This is a genomic window from Curtobacterium sp. PhB172, assembly GCF_003752545.1.
In the GTDB taxonomy this organism is placed as follows: Bacteria; Actinomycetota; Actinomycetes; order Actinomycetales; family Microbacteriaceae; genus Curtobacterium.
This window is the reverse complement of sequence record NZ_RKIF01000011.1, coordinates 160739-175135: the sequence shown is the minus strand read 5'-3', so window position 1 is coordinate 175135 and position 14397 is coordinate 160739. Positions and strand designations below refer to the sequence as shown.

Sequence of the window (14397 nt, the reverse complement as noted above, 5' to 3'; positions counted from 1 at the left end):
GAACCCTAATCCCCACTCAGGACAAACCAAGGGAGGCCCGCCGCAGCATCCGTGACGGACGCTGGACGGGCCTCCCGGTCGACCGCGATGAACGCGACTGACGCGACTGACGCGCTACGCCTCGATGACCACCGGGACGATCATCGGACGACGACGGTGCTTGGTGTTGACCCACCGGCCGACCGTGCGGCGGACGACCTGCGCGAACGCGTGCGAGTCGCGCGTGCCGTTGGCGGCCGCCTCGGCGATCGCCTTGGCGATCTGGGGGCGGACGTCGTCGAACACGGAGTCGTCCTCGGCGAAGCCGCGCGACTGGATCTCCGGGCCGATGACGCACTGGCCGGTGGTGAAGTCCACCGCGGCGAAGACCGAGATGAAGCCCTCTTCGGACAGCACGCGGCGGTCCTTGAGGTCGGCGTCGGTGATCTCGCCCACGGTCGAGCCGTCGACGTACACGTAACCGATGTCGAGCTGCCCGGCGACCGTCGCGACGCCGTCCTTCAGGTCGACGACGATGCCGTCCTGCCCGAGGATCACGTTGCGCGGCGGCACACCCGTCTGGATCGCCAGGTCGGCGTTCGCGTACAGGTGGCGGTGTTCGCCGTGCACGGGCAGGACGTTGCGCGGACGCAGGATGTTGTAGCAGTAGAGCAGTTCACCGGCCGAGGCGTGTCCGGAGACGTGCACCTTGGCGTTGCCCTTGTGCACGACCTTCGCGCCGAGCTTCGTGAGCCCGTCGATGACGCGGTACACGGCGTTCTCGTTGCCCGGGATCAGCGACGAGGCGAGGATGACGGTGTCGCCCTCGCCGATCTCGATCTGGTGCTCGAGGTTCGCCATGCGCGCGAGCACGGCCATCGGCTCGCCCTGCGACCCCGTCGACATGTAGACGATCTGGTCGTCGGGGACGTTCTTCGCCTTCTTCGTGTCGATGAGGACGTTCTCGGGCACCCGGAGGTAGCCGAGGTCGGCGGCGATGGTCATGTTGCGGATCATCGAGCGCCCCATGAAGGCGACCTTGCGGTTCGCGGCCGCGGCGGCGTCGAGGACCTGCTGGACACGGTGCACGTGCGACGAGAAGCTCGCCACGACGACCTTCTTGCGGGCGCGCGTGATGATGTTCTCGAGGACCGGGCCGATGTCGCGCTCCGGAGCGGTGAAGCCCGGGACGTCGGCGTTGGTCGAGTCCGGCAGGAACAGGTCCACGCCGGCCTCGCCCAGGCGCGCGAACGCGCGGAGGTCGGTGATGCGGTCGTCCAGCGGGAGCTGGTCCATCTTGAAGTCACCCGTGTGCAGGACACGACCGGCGGGGGTCGTGATCGAGACGGCGAGGGCGTCCGGGATGGAGTGGTTCACGGCCACGAACTCGAGGTGGAACGGGCCGAGCTGCTCGGTCTGGTCCTCAGCCACGACGAGCGTGTACGGCTTGATCCGGTGTTCCTTGAGCTTCGCCTCGACGAGCGCAAGGGTCAGCGTGGAGCCGATCAGCGGGATGTCGTCGCGGAGCTTCAGCAGGTACGGGACGGCACCGATGTGGTCCTCGTGGCCGTGCGTGAGCACGACACCGAGGACGTCGTCGAGACGGTCACGGATCGGCGCGAAGTCCGGCAGGATCAGGTCGACCCCGGGCTGGTGCTCCTCGGGGAAGAGCACGCCGGCGTCGACGATGAGCAGCTTGCCCTCGTACTCGTAGACGGTCATGTTGCGACCGATCTCGCCGAGTCCCCCGATGGGGATGACGCGGAGGGTGCCGGGTTCGAGCGGCTGCGGTGTGGAGACTTGTGTGGGCATTCGGTCCTACGGATTCAGGCGACGCGCGAGGAGCGCGCCGCGGTGTTCGCTAGCGGGTGGTGCCTGGCACCTTTGGCAGTGCGCCGCCGGCCGCTGCGTTGCGGTCGGGGCGGAAGTTCGAGAAGTCGGCGCCGGGCACGTCGCGCACGGCTTCGAGCGAGGTCTCGATGGCGTACGCCTCGGAGTCCTCGGGGCCGACGAGCGGCAGACGGACGCGCGGGCTGCCGATGCGGCCGAGCCCGTGCAGGATGTACTTCGCCGCGACCGTGCCGGGAACGTGGGTCATCACGGCGCGGACGAGGGGCTCGACCCGCTTGTGCTCGGCGGTGGCGGTCGCCAGGTCGCCGCGGTTCACGGCGTCGATGATGGTGCGGTACGGCGTGCTCGTGATGTTCGCGGTGACGCCGATCAGGCCCGTCGCGCCGATCGACAGGTGCGGGAGCACGTTGGTGTCGTCGCCGGAGAAGTACATGAGGTCGGTGTTGTTGAGCACGCGGGACACCTCGGCGAAGTCGCCCTTGGCGTCCTTCACGGCGAGGATGTTCGGGTGGTGTGACGCCCGCACGATCGTCTCGTACGTGATCGGGATGCCGGTGCGCCCCGGGATGTCGTACAGGATCACCGGCAGGTCGGTGGCGTCGGCGATCATCCGGAAGTGGGTGAGCACCCCCGACTGGGTCGGCTTGTTGTAGTACGGCGTGACGATCATCACACCGTCCGCGCCGGCCTTCTCGCTCTGCTTGTAGAGGTGGATCGCGTGCGCGGTCTCGTTCGACCCGCCACCCGTGATGATCTTCGCGCGGCCCGCGGCGACGGACTTGCCGACCTCGACCAGACGGAGCTTCTCGGGGTCGGTCAGGGTGCTGGTCTCGCCGGTCGTTCCGGTGACGACGATGCCGTCGGCACCGGCGGTGATGCAGTCGTCGATGTGCTGCTCGACGCCGGGCCAGTCGACCTCGCCGTCGGCCGTGAACGGGGTCACGAGGGCGACGAGGACCTGACCGAAGGGATTCTCACGCGGGGACACGGGCACCAGCGTACCGGGGATGGGCGCGATGGCCGCCGTCCGGGCGGACGGTCGCCTGCCTGCGGCGCGGACGGGAGGCCCGGATCGCCTCCGTCCCGCCGCTCACGCCCGGGTCCCGGCCCGCGTCGCGCCCCGCAATCGCCGTCGCGCCCCGACTCACCGGGGCGCGACGCCCGCGAGCGGGCGCGAGCACGGGCGCGACGCCCGCGAGCACGGGGCACTGCGCGCCGCTGTCGGTCAGGACGCGCTGCGGCGCCACTCGAGGAAGCGGTAACGGGTCCCGGTGCGGGACACCTGCCACGGGCCCTCGTCGGTGAGCGTCCATCCGGCCGACTCGCCGAGCGTCGGTGCGACGGTGTCGCCGGGCACGTCGACGTCGATGACGGTCTCGGACACGCGGTCGGCACGGTCCAGCGCCGCGGCGTAGACCTGGCCGCCGCCGATGACCCAGACGGGGCCCTCGGCACCGTCGGCACCGTCGAGCGCAGCACGGAGGTCGTGCACGACCTCGGCGCCGTCGGCGGTCCAGGACGCGTCGCGGGTGAGCACCACGTTGCGCCGACCGGGCAGCGGGCGGGAGCGTTCCGGCAGGGACTCCCAGGTGCGACGGCCCATGAGCACCGTGGCGTCGCCGGTGACCTGCTTGAAGTGCGCGAGGTCCTCGGGCACGTGCCACGGCATGCCGCCGTCGGCCCCGATGACCCCGTCGGTCGACCGAGCCCAGACCATGCCGATCATCAGACGGCGACCGCGGCCTTGATCGCCGGGTGGTGGTGGTAGCCGACGACGGTGAAGTCCTCGTACTCGTAGTCGTCGATCGAGTCGCGCGGCGCGAGCTCGAGGGTCGGCAGGGCGTACGCCGTGCGGGACAGCTGCTCCTCGACCTGCTCGACGTGGTTGTCGTAGACGTGGCAGTCGCCGCCGGTCCAGACGAAGTCGCCGACCTCGAGCCCGGTCTGCGCGGCGATCATGTGGGTGAGCAGGGCGTAGGAGGCGATGTTGAACGGGACGCCGAGGAACATGTCGGCGCTGCGCTGGTAGAGCTGGCACGAGAGCTTGCCGTCGTTGACGTAGAACTGGAAGAACGCGTGGCACGGGGCGAGCGCCATGTCCGGGATCTCTGCGACGTTCCACGCCGAGACGATGAGCCGACGGCTGTCCGGGTTCGTGCGGATCTGGTCGATGACCTGGGCGATCTGGTCGACGTGCTCGCCGGACGGGGTCGGCCACGAGCGCCACTGCACGCCGTAGACGGGGCCGAGGTCGCCGTCCTCGTCCGCCCACTCGTTCCAGATCCGGACACCGTGCTCCTGCAGCCAGGTGGCGTTGCCGTCGCCGCGCAGGAACCAGAGCAGCTCGTACGCGATCGACTTGAAGTGCACACGCTTCGTGGACACGAGCGGGAAGCCCTTCGACAGGTCGAAGCGGAGCTGCGCGCCGAACAGGCTGCGGGTCCCGGTGCCGGTGCGGTCACCCTTCGGCGTGCCCTCGGTCAGGACCCGGCGGAGCAGGTCCTCGTACGGGGTCGGCACGGTGGGGTCGGGCTGCACGGTCTCGCTGTCGCTCACACACAGAAGCCTACGTCGGCGAAAGCCAACGGCAGCATGAGTAGCGTTGCCGGCATGGCAGACACGGCGGCAGAGCCCCTCTCGATCCTGATCGCCGGTGCGTCCGGCTTCATCGGCACCCCGCTCGTCCGCGCGCTGCGCGAGGCGGGCCACCACGTGACCACGCTCGTCCGACGCGAGCCCCACACGGCCACCGAGTTCCGCTGGGCTCCGGGTCGCCGGCCGCTCGACCCGGCCATCGTCGACGGTGCCGACGTGGTGATCAACCTGGCGGGGGCGAACATCGGCAAGCTGCCCTGGACCGCGAAGTACCGCGAGGAGATCCGGCGCTCCCGCGTCGACGCGACCGACACCCTGGTCGAGGCCATGCGGCATGCCAGCACTCCCCCGGCGCTCTTCCTGTCCGGATCGGCGTCCGGCGTGTACGGCGACCGCCCGGCGGACGTCCTGCAGGACGACGCGGCGCCCGGCACCGGGTTCCTCGCCGAGGTCTGCACCGCCTGGGAGGCCGCGGCGAATGCTGCCCCGGACGGCGTCCGTGTGGTGACCCTGCGCACGGGCATCGTGATCGGCGAGGGCGGCGGCGCGCTCGCACCCCTCATCCCGCTCACCCGGGCAGGGCTCGGCGGTCGCCTCGGCACCGGCGGGCAGCACTGGCCGTGGATCGCACTCGAGGACGAGGTCGGGGCGATCGTGCACCTGGCGACGAGCCCGTCGGCGTCCGGTGTCAGCGGGCCGGTCAACCTCGCCGGGCCGGATGCCGTCGTCGCCGACCGCATCACGAAGCGCGTCGCCGAGGACCTGCACCGGCCGTACCTGTTCCGGATCCCGGAGTTCGCGCTGCGCCTGGCGCTGCAGGACGCCGCCGACGAGATGCTGCTGTCGAGTCAGCGGATGGTGCCGACGAAGCTGCTCGAGTCCGGCTACACGTTCCGGTACACGCGTGCGGTGGACGCCGTCGACGCGGTCCTCTGACCGGGTCTCAGGCGCTCGACCGCGACAGGGCCGTGCGCATCGCGGCTCGAGCGCGCTTGCGGTCCCCCGCGGCGTCGTAGACGACCCCGAGCCGGTACCAGGCGCGCCAGTCCGCTGGGTCCTGGTCGACGGCGGCCTTGTACTGCGGGAAGAGCTCGTCTGCGGCATCGCGCGTCGGACGGCCGGACGGACGCACGGGCACGACGTCCTCCGGTGCACCGCCCTCCGCCTCGAGCCGGGATCCGAGCCGGGTGATCCGGATGCCGAAGCGGAACTCGAGCACGAGCAGCAGCGCCCCGATCGCGGCGACGACGAACAGGGCGACGCCGATGCCGATCCCGATCGGGATGCCGGTGGCGATGAACGCCACGGCCCGCTGCCCGACGAGCACGATGTAGAGCGCCAGCAGCAGGGTCATCAGCGCTGCGCCCCAGAACGGCGACCGGATCGCGCGACCGGCACGCGCTGCACGTCCCACCGGGTCAGCCGATGCCGAGGACGCTGCCGAGGCCCACGGTGAGCCCGCGGGCGGATCCGAGGGCGGACAACGCCGCACGGATCCCGGCGACGTAGGCGACGTCGTCGTTGGTGTCGTGCCGGATCGTCAGGGTCTCGCCGGGGCCGCTGAGCAGGACGTCCTGCACGGCCTTCACCCCGGGCAGCCGGAGCGAGTGGATCGGCACGCTCGCCACCTGCTGGCCGCGGGCGCGCTGGTCGACGTGCGGGGCCTCGACCGGGCCGACGTCGCGACGGGCCTCGGCGATGAGCTCGGCGGTGCGCACCGCGGTGCCGGACGGCGAGTCGATCTTGCCGGCGTGGTGCGTCTCGACGATCTCGACGGAGGGGAACCACGGCGCCGCGATGGTGGCGAGGTGGGTGCCGAGCACCGACCCGATCGAGAAGTTCGGCACCACGAGGACGCCCTGGTCGGGACGCTCCTGCAGGGCGGTGCGGAGCTTCGCGAGACGGTCGGCGGACCACCCGGACGTGCCGACGAGGACGTTCGCCCCGCTCGACAATGCGTTCTCGACGATCGCGGGGCTGAGCGCCGGCACCGTCACGTCCACGACGAGCGCGGCGCCGCCGAACACCGACGGCGGTGCTTCGTGGGCACCGTCCTTCGACGACAGACGGGCGACGAGCTCGAACTCCGGGAGTTCCTCGACGACGGAGGCCACGAGGCCCCCGAGACGACCGGTGGCGCCGACGACGGCGACGGGAGTGACCATGCGGTCCATCCTAGGATCGACGCATGTCAGTCGAGGTCAGGACCGTGCCGGCCGATCTGCCCGAGGTCGACGTCCTGCTCGACGCGTACCTCGACGAGCGCGAGGCGACGTTCCCCAGTGCGCAGGGCGCCTACTCGCGCAAGCGCACCCCGGCGGCGGAGTTCACGCCGCCGAACGGGGTCTTCGCGGTGGCGTACGACGACGGGGTCGCGGTCGGCTGCGGCGGCCTGCGGCGCATCGCGGACGACCCCGACGCGACCACCACGGACGTCCGGTTCGAGGTCAAGCACGTCTTCGTCACCCCGGCGGGCCGGGGGAAGGGCGTGGCCACGGCGCTGATGGACGCGCTCGAACGGGAGGGCGCCGCGCTGGGGGCGACGAGCATCGTGCTGGACACGAACGACTCGCTCGTCGCCGCAGGCGCGATGTACCGCAGCCGCGGCTACGAGCGCGTCGCGCCGTTCAACGACAACCCGAACGCGACCGCCTGGTTCCGAAAGCGCACGGCCCGCAAGCCGATCGTCTGAGCCGCCACGGGCCTCCCGGTCGACGCCGACCACCGGGCCAGCGCACGACGCTAGACGGGCTGGTCGACCGGCAGCCCGGTGCGGAGCTCCACCGGCAGGTGGGCCAGGTCGTTCAGGGCGACCACCTCGGCCGGCTTCGCGGAGCGGATCCGGATGATCGTGAGCGCAGTGTGCGCGACGTTCGTGCCCATCCAGCGCCACTCGGGCGCCTGGAACGCTTCGCGCACGAACCAGCCGATCACGGCGTTGTGGGTGATGAGCAGGTCGTGCCGGTCCTCGCGCGCCGGGGTGAACCACTCGGAGACGGCGTCGCCCATCTGCGCCTGGCCGGCGATGATCTCCTCTTCCGTGACGCCGCCGTACCAGCCCTGGTAGGCGTGCGGCATGTCCGGAGTCGGGCCGGAGGGGACGCAGTCGAACAGCAGCGTCGAGGGTTCGGGCTGGATCGACGGCAGTCGCTGCGCCAGGAACGCGGCGGTCTCGCTGGGGGCCTCCAACGGCGAGTGGTACACGCCGTCGAACGGCAGCCCGCCGAGTCGGTCGGCGACCAGCATCGCCTGGCGCTTGCCGCGTTCCGACAGCTTGCCGTCGCGGAGGCCGTGCTCGGCGTCCTGGTGTTCGCCGTGCCGGACGAGGTACAGGTAGTGCGACATGTCCGTGCTCAGCTGCCCATCCCGATCGCTGCGGCGAGCTCGTCCTGCTGCACCGCCCCGACCACCGACGTGATCGTCGGGCGGGTCAGGAGGTCGCGGGCGAGTTCGAGCACGCCGTCGGTGGTGACCCGGTCGACACGCTCCAGTGCGGTCGACAGGTCGGTGTACTCCCCGGTGCCGAGCTCGGACCGGCCGAGGCGGGTCATCCGGGCGTCGGAGTCCTCGAGCGAGAGCGTCAGGGCGCCCTCGATCTGGCCCTTGGCGCGGCGGAGCTCGTCGTCGGTGATGCCGTCGTCCACCATGCGGCGGAACTCGGCGTCGATGATCTCGATGACCCCGGGAACGTTGTCGGGCGCACAGCCCGCGTAGACGCCGAAGGCGCCGTTGTCGAGGTAGGCGGGCGCGAAGGACGACACCGCGTAGGCGAGGCCGCGTCGCTCGCGGACCTCTTGGAAGAGCCGGGAGCTCATGCCCCCGCCGAGCACGGCGTTCAGGACGCTGAGGGACGGCCGGCGGTCGTCGCGCAGGTCGAGCCCCTGCGAGCCGCGCAGCATGCTGACCTGCTCCGTCGGACGGTGGACCACCGACAGCTTGGGCTCGATGGGGTCGGCGACGGTCTGTGGCGTCCGGCGCGCGAGCGGCTCGGCGTGCGGTGCGTCGTGGAACACCGCGGCGACCGCGTCGCAGAACCGGTCGTGGTCGACGGCACCGGCGGCGGTCACGACGATGCCGTTCGGTGCGTAGTGCTCGCGGTAGTGGGCCAGGACCTCGTCCCGCTGGACCGCGCGGATGCTGTCCGGGGTCCCGCCGATCGGGCGGCCGAGCGCGTGTCCGCCGAAGGCCGCGGCGAAGAACGCTTCACCCGCGACGTCGGCCGGGTCGTCGGCGGCCATCGCGAGTTCTTCGAGGATGACGCCGCGCTCGACGGCGAAGGCCTCGGGGTCGAGCACGGAGCCGGTCACCATGTCACCGATGACCTGCACGGCCATCGGGACGTCGGCGTCCCGCACCCGTGCGTAGTAGCAGGTGTACTCCTTGGCCGTCGCGGCGTTGTGCTCGCCGCCGACCGAGTCGAAGGCGATCGCGATGTCGAGCGCCGACCTCGTCTCGGTGCCCTTGAACAGCAGGTGCTCGAGGAAGTGGGTCGATCCGAACTGGCCGTCGCGTTCGTCGCGCGAACCGACGCCGACCCAGAAGCCGATGCTCGTCGAAGCGGCACCGGGCACGGCTTCGGTCAGCACCCGGACACCCGACGGCAGCACGGTGCGGCGGACGAAGGCCCCTCCGGACGTCAGGAAGGACGTGTCCGGGGCTCCGAGCGGCAGTGGCACTGGCTGGTTCATCGCAGACGAGCCTACTGATGCTCCGGAGCCCACCGCCCAGTTTCCACAGGCCCACGGACTGTCACTCGAAGAGGGGTACAGAAATTGCGGACAGACCGACTCGTCTGTCTGTCCTCCTTGTGGTACAGTCGTTCACGCCGGATCGAAAGCCCCCCTAAGTTCCGATCCGGCGGCTCGGGACATCAGTCCTCGCGGCCACGAGTCCCCCCACTCGGTCGCGGAGCCGATGAACCAAGGAGCCACGCTGTGACGGTCGATTCCCCCCAACCGGCCGTCCAGCGTCTCCCTGGTCCGAGCACGAACCTCGCGTCGCCGGACGGGTCGAGCGTCCCCCCGACTCCCCGCTCCGGCGGCGCGAAGGTCCGCATCCTCGAGACGGCCACGCGACTCTTCTACGAAGAGGGCATCCACAGCGTCGGCGTCGACCGCCTCATCTCCGAGGCGAGCGTCACGAAGGCGACGTTCTACAAGCACTACGGGTCGAAGGACAACCTGATCCTCGCCTACATCCGCACGCAGCACGAGCGGGTGCAGGAACGCCTGGAACAGCTCGTCACCGACGCCGGCTCCTCCGCCGCAGCGGTCCGCGCGTGGGTCGCCGCCCTGGCGGACGAGGTCAACGACCCCGACTTCCGCGGGTGCGCGTTCCTCAACGCCGCCGCTGAGTACCACGACCCCCGCGACCCCGTGCGCGAGGTGGTCGCCACCCACCGCGACTGGTACACCGACCGGCTCGCCACCCTGCTGCAGGAGTCCGGCCACCAGCTGCCGGGCGACGGTGCCGACGAGCTCATGCTCGCGCGCGACGGTGCGATGGCCGGCGCCTACGCCGGTGACGCCATCGCGGCGACGGCAGCGCTCGGTCGCGTCGTGGACCGCGTCCTCGCCGCCTGACGCCGGCTGCCGTCGACGCAGAACGACACCCCCGATGTCGTACGACGTCGGCTTTGTCGCTCCACCCCGGCCGCAACAGTCGCAGGCGCGCACGAACGACATCCCCGATGTCGCACGACGTCGACCTTGTCGCGTCAGCCGTCGGCGCCAGCCCGGCGCGACCACGAGCGGACGGGAGGCACGGCGCCAGCTGGCACCGTGCCTCCCGTCCGCACTGTGGTCGCGCTCACCGCGACCGGTCGCGTCGCGCGGATCAGGCCGGTCCGGTGGCGCTCCCGGGGTTGCCGCTCGAGACGATCGACCCGTTGACGCCGTCCGGGAAGAACCCGCCCTTGTCGATCTGGTTCGGGTTCAGGAACACCACGTTCAGGACACGCTCCGCGGTGCGGCCGTAGGCGAGCGAGTTCGCGTCCGTCGGCACGAGGTTCACCGCTCCCGACCGGGTCGTCACCCCCTGGTCGTCATCGGTCGGACCGTCGAGCGAGTCACGGGCGTCGGAGATCTTGTTCGCCGGCACCTGCAGCCCCTTGTCCGAGAGCTTCGACCGGATGATCCCGGCGTGGTAGGCCTCGACGGCGAGGATGCCCGCCGCGGCACTGAGGTACGTCTTGCTGGTGATGAGCGGCGCGGCCCCCTTGTAGGCGGTGACCCCGACGTCCTCGAAGATGTACGCCCCGAGCAGGAAGTTCTCCTCACTGGCGAACGGGTCGAAGGTGCCGGTCGGGCCGACCACACCCGAAGCGCGCGCCGCCGCGGTGAAGCTCGACACGAGGTCGATCTTCGGACGTGAGACCGTCGCACCGCCGAGGGCGGATCGGAGGAACGCCACGTGCGCGCGCTCGTCGTTCGCGATCTCGGTGGCGATGCCGCGGATGGCCGCGGTCTTGAACGGCACCTTCTTGCCACCGATCACCGGCCCCTGTGGGTCGATGCCGGTGATCATGCTGTCGGCGAGGCCCGCGCCGAACACGGCACGCAGGTAGAACTCGGCCTCGAGGTACTCGAGGTTCAGGGCGAAGTTCAGGATGGCGGCGTCGGAGACGGCACCGTCCTCTTCCGGGGTGGCGGCGGCGCGGTCGGTGGTGAGCACCGACGAGCCGAGCGCGGCGATGCCGGCTGAGGCGCCGGCGACGCCGGCGGCTGCGAAGAACCGTCGTCGGTCGAGCGCGTTCTCGGCGCTGCGATCGATGGCGTGGTGGATGAAACGCTTGTCGAACATCGTTGTCCTCATGTCGTGCTGGCAGCACGGGACCCCACCGACGCTGCAGGGAAACGGGTCGGCGTGATCGCGATCGGCAGGTTGGTCGATCGTGGGGTGAAGATACCCCCGAACAGGGGGCGCTTCCAGCGTTCCCGGTCATTCGGCGGAGTTCGGACAGGGCGACCTCGTCGGGCGACCTCGTCGGGCGGCCGCGTCGGGCGGCCGCGTCGGGCGGCCGCCGAGGCTGTGGGTGTTGGCTGGGCGCATGGCCAACGACCCCAACTGGAACCTCCCCGAGGTCCCCTCGTTCACCCTGACCAGCCCCGACTTCACCGACGGCAGCGAGCTGCCGACCTCGGCGCGCGGCACCGACGCGGGTGGCGAGGACCGCTCCCCCGCACTCGAGTGGTCCGGCGCTCCCGAGGGCACGAAGAGCTTCGTCCTCACCGTCTACGACCCCGACGCCCCGACCGGCTCGGGCTTCTGGCACTGGAGCCTGACCGACATCCCGGGCTCGGCGACCTCGCTGCCCGCCGGCGCCGGCACCGACGACGCCCTGCTGCCGGCCGAGGCACTCCGCCGCCGCAACGAGTTCGGCACCGACACGTTCCTCGGCGCCGCTCCGCCCGCGGGCCACGGCGCGCACCGCTACTTCTTCACGCTGAGCGCCCTCGACGTGCCGCTGCTCGAGGCGCCGGCCGACGCGACGCCCGCGGTCGTCGGGTTCGTGCTGCGCGAGCACCTGCTCGGTCGCGCGCAGCTCGTCGGCACGCAGGAGACCCCCGCCGCGTAGGACGCCCCCGCAACGACGAACGGCCGCCGCCCCGGAAGGGACGACGGCCGTTCGTGTGCAAGGGGTGGATCAGACGGTGGCGTCCGTCGACTCCTCGCGGGCACCGCTGGAGTCGGTGTCCGACTCCTCGGCGACGACCGGCGCGAGCGACAGCTTGCCGCGGTCGTCCACCTTGGTGACCTCGACCAGGACCTTCTGGCCGACGCCCAGGACGTCCTCGACGTTCTCCACACGCTTGCCACCGGCGAGCTTGCGCACCTCGGAGACGTGGAGCAGACCGTCACGGCCCGGGAGCAGCGACACGAAGGCGCCGAACGTGGCGATCTTCACGACGGTGCCGAGGAACTGGTCCCCGATCTCCGGGTTGGTCGGGTTCGCGATCGCGTTGACCGACGCACGAGCGGCCTCGGCCGACGGTCCGTCGACGGCACCGATGTAGACGGTGCCGTTGTCCTCGATCGAGATGTCGGCGCCGGTCTCGTCCTGGATGCCGTTGATCGTCTTGCCCTTCGGGCCGATCAGCTCGCCGATCTTGTCGACGGGGATCTGCACCGAGATGACGCGCGGAGCGGTGTCCGCCATCTCGTCGGGGGCGTCGATCGCCTCGTTCAGCACACCCAGGATGGCCGAGCGGGCCTCCTTGGCCTGCTTCAGCGCCGCGTCGAGCACCGTCGACGGGATGCCGTCGAGCTTGGTGTCGAGCTGGATCGCGGTGACGAACTCCGAGGTACCGGCGACCTTGAAGTCCATGTCGCCGAGGGCGTCCTCGGCACCGAGGATGTCGGTCAGCGCCGCGTAGCGGGTCTGACCGTCGACGGTGTCGGACACCAGGCCCATCGCGATGCCGGCGACCGGGGCCTTGAGGGGCACACCGGCGTTGAGCAGCGAGAGGGTCGAGGCGCAGACGGAACCCATCGAGGTCGAGCCGTTGGAGCTGAGCGCCTCGGAGACCTGACGGATGGCGTACGGGAACTCTTCACGCGTCGGCAGCACCGGCACGAGGGCGCGCTCGGCGAGGAAGCCGTGCCCGATCTCGCGACGCTTCGGCGAACCCACACGGCCGGTCTCACCGGTCGAGTAGGGCGGGAAGTTGTAGTGGTGCAGGTAGCGCTTCTTCGTGACGGGCGACAGCGAGTCGATCTGCTGCTCCATCTTGAGCATGTTCAGCGTGGTGACGCCGAGGATCTGCGTCTCGCCGCGCTGGAAGATCGCCGAACCGTGGACGCGGGGGATCACGGCGACCTCGGCGTCGAGCGGACGGATGTCGGCCAGGCCGCGGCCGTCCATGCGGACCTGCTCGGTCAGGATGCGGCCGCGGACGACCTTCTTCGTGACCGACTTGTAGGCGGCACTGACCTGCGAGTTGGCGACCTCGGGCAGTTCGCCCGCCGACACCTTCGACGCGATGGCCTCCTTGACGCGCGACTTGAGTGCGTCGTCGGCGTCCTGGCGCTCGGTCTTGGCGGCGATCTTGTAGACGTCACCGAGCTCGGAGAGCGCGAGGGCCTCGACGGCCGAGTAGACCTCGGGCGCGTACGGCGGGAAGACCGGGTAGTCCTGGATCTCCTTGGCGGACTGCGCGGCGAGCTTCGCCTGGGCGTCGACGAGGGACTTGAGGAACGGCTTGGCCGCCTCGAGACCCTGCGCGACGACGGCCTCGTCGGGCTTGGTGGCGCCGCCCTGGATGAGCTCCCAGCTGTGCTCGGTGGCCTCGGCCTCGACCATCATGATGGCGACGTCCTCGTTGCCCGCCTCGTCGGTGACGACACGGCCGGCGACCGTGAGGTCGAAGACGGCGTCGGCGAGCTGCGATGCCTTCGGGAACGCGACCCACTGGTCGGTGCCGTTCGAACCCGGGATGAGCGCGAGGCGCACACCGGCGATCGGGCCGGAGAACGGCAGACCGGAGATCTGCGTCGACGCGGACGCGGCGTTGATGGCCAGCGCGTCGTAGAACTCGTCCGGAGCGATGCTCAGGACGGTGATGACGATCTGGACCTCGTTGCGCAGGCCGTCGACGAACGACGGGCGCAGCGGCCGGTCGATGAGTCGGCAGACCAGGATGGCCTCGGTCGACGGGCGGCCTTCGCGGCGGAAGAACGAACCGGGGATCTTGCCGGCGGCGTACGAGCGCTCCTCGACGTCGACGGTCAGCGGGAAGAAGTCGAATCCTTCACGCGGGTGCTTGCCGGCGCTGGTGGCCGAGAGGAGCATCGTTTCCTCGTCGAGGTACGCGGCGACCGCGCCCTGAGCCTGCTGTGCGAGCCGACCGGTCTCGAACCGGACGGTGCGCTTGCCGTACTTGCCGTTGTCGATGACGGCTTCGGCGAACTTGATCTCGGGACCCTCCAAAAGGGTGCCTCCTTGATGTGTGTTCGGCAGGCCGTGGCGACGGC

14 protein-coding genes are annotated in these 14397 nt (G+C 70.7%); 4 read left to right on the top strand and 10 right to left on the bottom strand.

Features of this window, described 5'->3' with window-relative positions; genetic code table 11:
- Positions 1–114 precede the first annotated feature (114 nt).
- From EDF42_RS16515 to EDF42_RS16495, 4 genes are all read right to left on the bottom strand, one after another.
- Positions 115–1791: a ribonuclease J gene (locus EDF42_RS16515; RefSeq protein WP_123341033.1), complete on the bottom strand. Its 1677-nt coding sequence runs from the start codon at positions 1789–1791 to the stop codon at positions 115–117.
- Positions 1792–1840: 49 nt separating this feature from the next.
- The gene (gene dapA, locus EDF42_RS16510) at positions 1841–2818 is read right to left on the bottom strand and encodes a 4-hydroxy-tetrahydrodipicolinate synthase (protein WP_111084638.1); all 978 of its coding nucleotides are present in this window, start codon (positions 2816–2818) and stop codon (positions 1841–1843) included.
- Between the two features lie 237 nt (positions 2819–3055).
- Positions 3056–3556, bottom strand: coding sequence for a dihydrofolate reductase (locus tag EDF42_RS16500; protein WP_123673441.1), 501 nt, complete (start codon positions 3554–3556; stop codon positions 3056–3058).
- Positions 3556–4386 carry a thymidylate synthase gene (locus tag EDF42_RS16495; RefSeq protein ID WP_260235542.1) on the bottom strand — a complete coding sequence of 277 codons (831 nt, stop codon included), beginning with the start codon at positions 4384–4386 and terminating at the stop codon, positions 3556–3558. Before EDF42_RS16495 ends, EDF42_RS16500 begins: the two co-directional genes overlap by 1 nt.
- 54 nt (positions 4387–4440) lie before the next feature.
- Here EDF42_RS16495 and EDF42_RS16490 point away from each other — a divergent pair, with 54 nt between their 5' ends.
- Positions 4441–5361, top strand: coding sequence for a TIGR01777 family oxidoreductase (locus EDF42_RS16490; protein ID WP_123673439.1), 921 nt, complete (start codon positions 4441–4443; stop codon positions 5359–5361).
- Between the two features lie 7 nt (positions 5362–5368).
- Here the strand turns inward: EDF42_RS16490 and EDF42_RS16485 are convergent, their stop codons facing one another.
- Both EDF42_RS16485 and EDF42_RS16480 read right to left on the bottom strand, forming a co-directional pair.
- Positions 5369–5779: a tetratricopeptide repeat protein gene (locus tag EDF42_RS16485; RefSeq protein WP_123673577.1), complete on the bottom strand. Its 411-nt coding sequence runs from the start codon at positions 5777–5779 to the stop codon at positions 5369–5371.
- Between the two features lie 64 nt (positions 5780–5843).
- Positions 5844–6590 (bottom strand): 4-hydroxy-tetrahydrodipicolinate reductase, encoded by a 747-nt coding sequence (locus EDF42_RS16480; protein WP_228505012.1) that lies wholly within the window; start codon positions 6588–6590, stop codon positions 5844–5846.
- Positions 6591–6613: 23 nt separating this feature from the next.
- Between EDF42_RS16480 and EDF42_RS16475 the strand changes: the two genes are divergently transcribed.
- Positions 6614–7117 (top strand): GNAT family N-acetyltransferase, encoded by a 504-nt coding sequence (locus EDF42_RS16475; protein WP_123673437.1) that lies wholly within the window; start codon positions 6614–6616, stop codon positions 7115–7117.
- Between the two features lie 50 nt (positions 7118–7167).
- Here the strand turns inward: EDF42_RS16475 and EDF42_RS16470 are convergent, their stop codons facing one another.
- Both EDF42_RS16470 and EDF42_RS16465 read right to left on the bottom strand, forming a co-directional pair.
- Positions 7168–7770 carry a histidine phosphatase family protein gene (locus tag EDF42_RS16470; protein ID WP_111084585.1) on the bottom strand — a complete coding sequence of 201 codons (603 nt, stop codon included), beginning with the start codon at positions 7768–7770 and terminating at the stop codon, positions 7168–7170.
- A gap of 8 nt (positions 7771–7778) precedes the next feature.
- Entirely contained in the window at positions 7779–9113 is a 1335-nt protein-coding gene (locus tag EDF42_RS16465; protein WP_123293916.1) for a pitrilysin family protein, read from the bottom strand.
- A gap of 246 nt (positions 9114–9359) precedes the next feature.
- Here EDF42_RS16465 and EDF42_RS16460 point away from each other — a divergent pair, with 246 nt between their 5' ends.
- Positions 9360–10007: a TetR/AcrR family transcriptional regulator gene (locus EDF42_RS16460; RefSeq protein WP_123341038.1), complete on the top strand. Its 648-nt coding sequence runs from the start codon at positions 9360–9362 to the stop codon at positions 10005–10007.
- 253 nt (positions 10008–10260) lie between these two features.
- Here the strand turns inward: EDF42_RS16460 and EDF42_RS16455 are convergent, their stop codons facing one another.
- On the bottom strand, positions 10261–11226 hold the full coding sequence (locus EDF42_RS16455; RefSeq protein WP_123673435.1) for a ferritin-like domain-containing protein: 966 nt from the start codon (positions 11224–11226) through the stop codon (positions 10261–10263).
- Positions 11227–11473: 247 nt separating this feature from the next.
- Here EDF42_RS16455 and EDF42_RS16450 point away from each other — a divergent pair, with 247 nt between their 5' ends.
- Positions 11474–12001 carry a YbhB/YbcL family Raf kinase inhibitor-like protein gene (locus tag EDF42_RS16450; protein ID WP_123341040.1) on the top strand — a complete coding sequence of 176 codons (528 nt, stop codon included), beginning with the start codon at positions 11474–11476 and terminating at the stop codon, positions 11999–12001.
- A 69-nt stretch (positions 12002–12070) separates the two neighbouring features.
- On the opposite strand, the gene EDF42_RS16445 is transcribed toward EDF42_RS16450, so the two are convergent.
- Positions 12071–14353, bottom strand: a complete 2283-nt coding sequence (locus tag EDF42_RS16445) for a polyribonucleotide nucleotidyltransferase (RefSeq protein ID WP_123341041.1) — start codon at positions 14351–14353, stop codon at positions 12071–12073.
- Between the last annotated feature and the right edge of the window lie 44 nt (positions 14354–14397).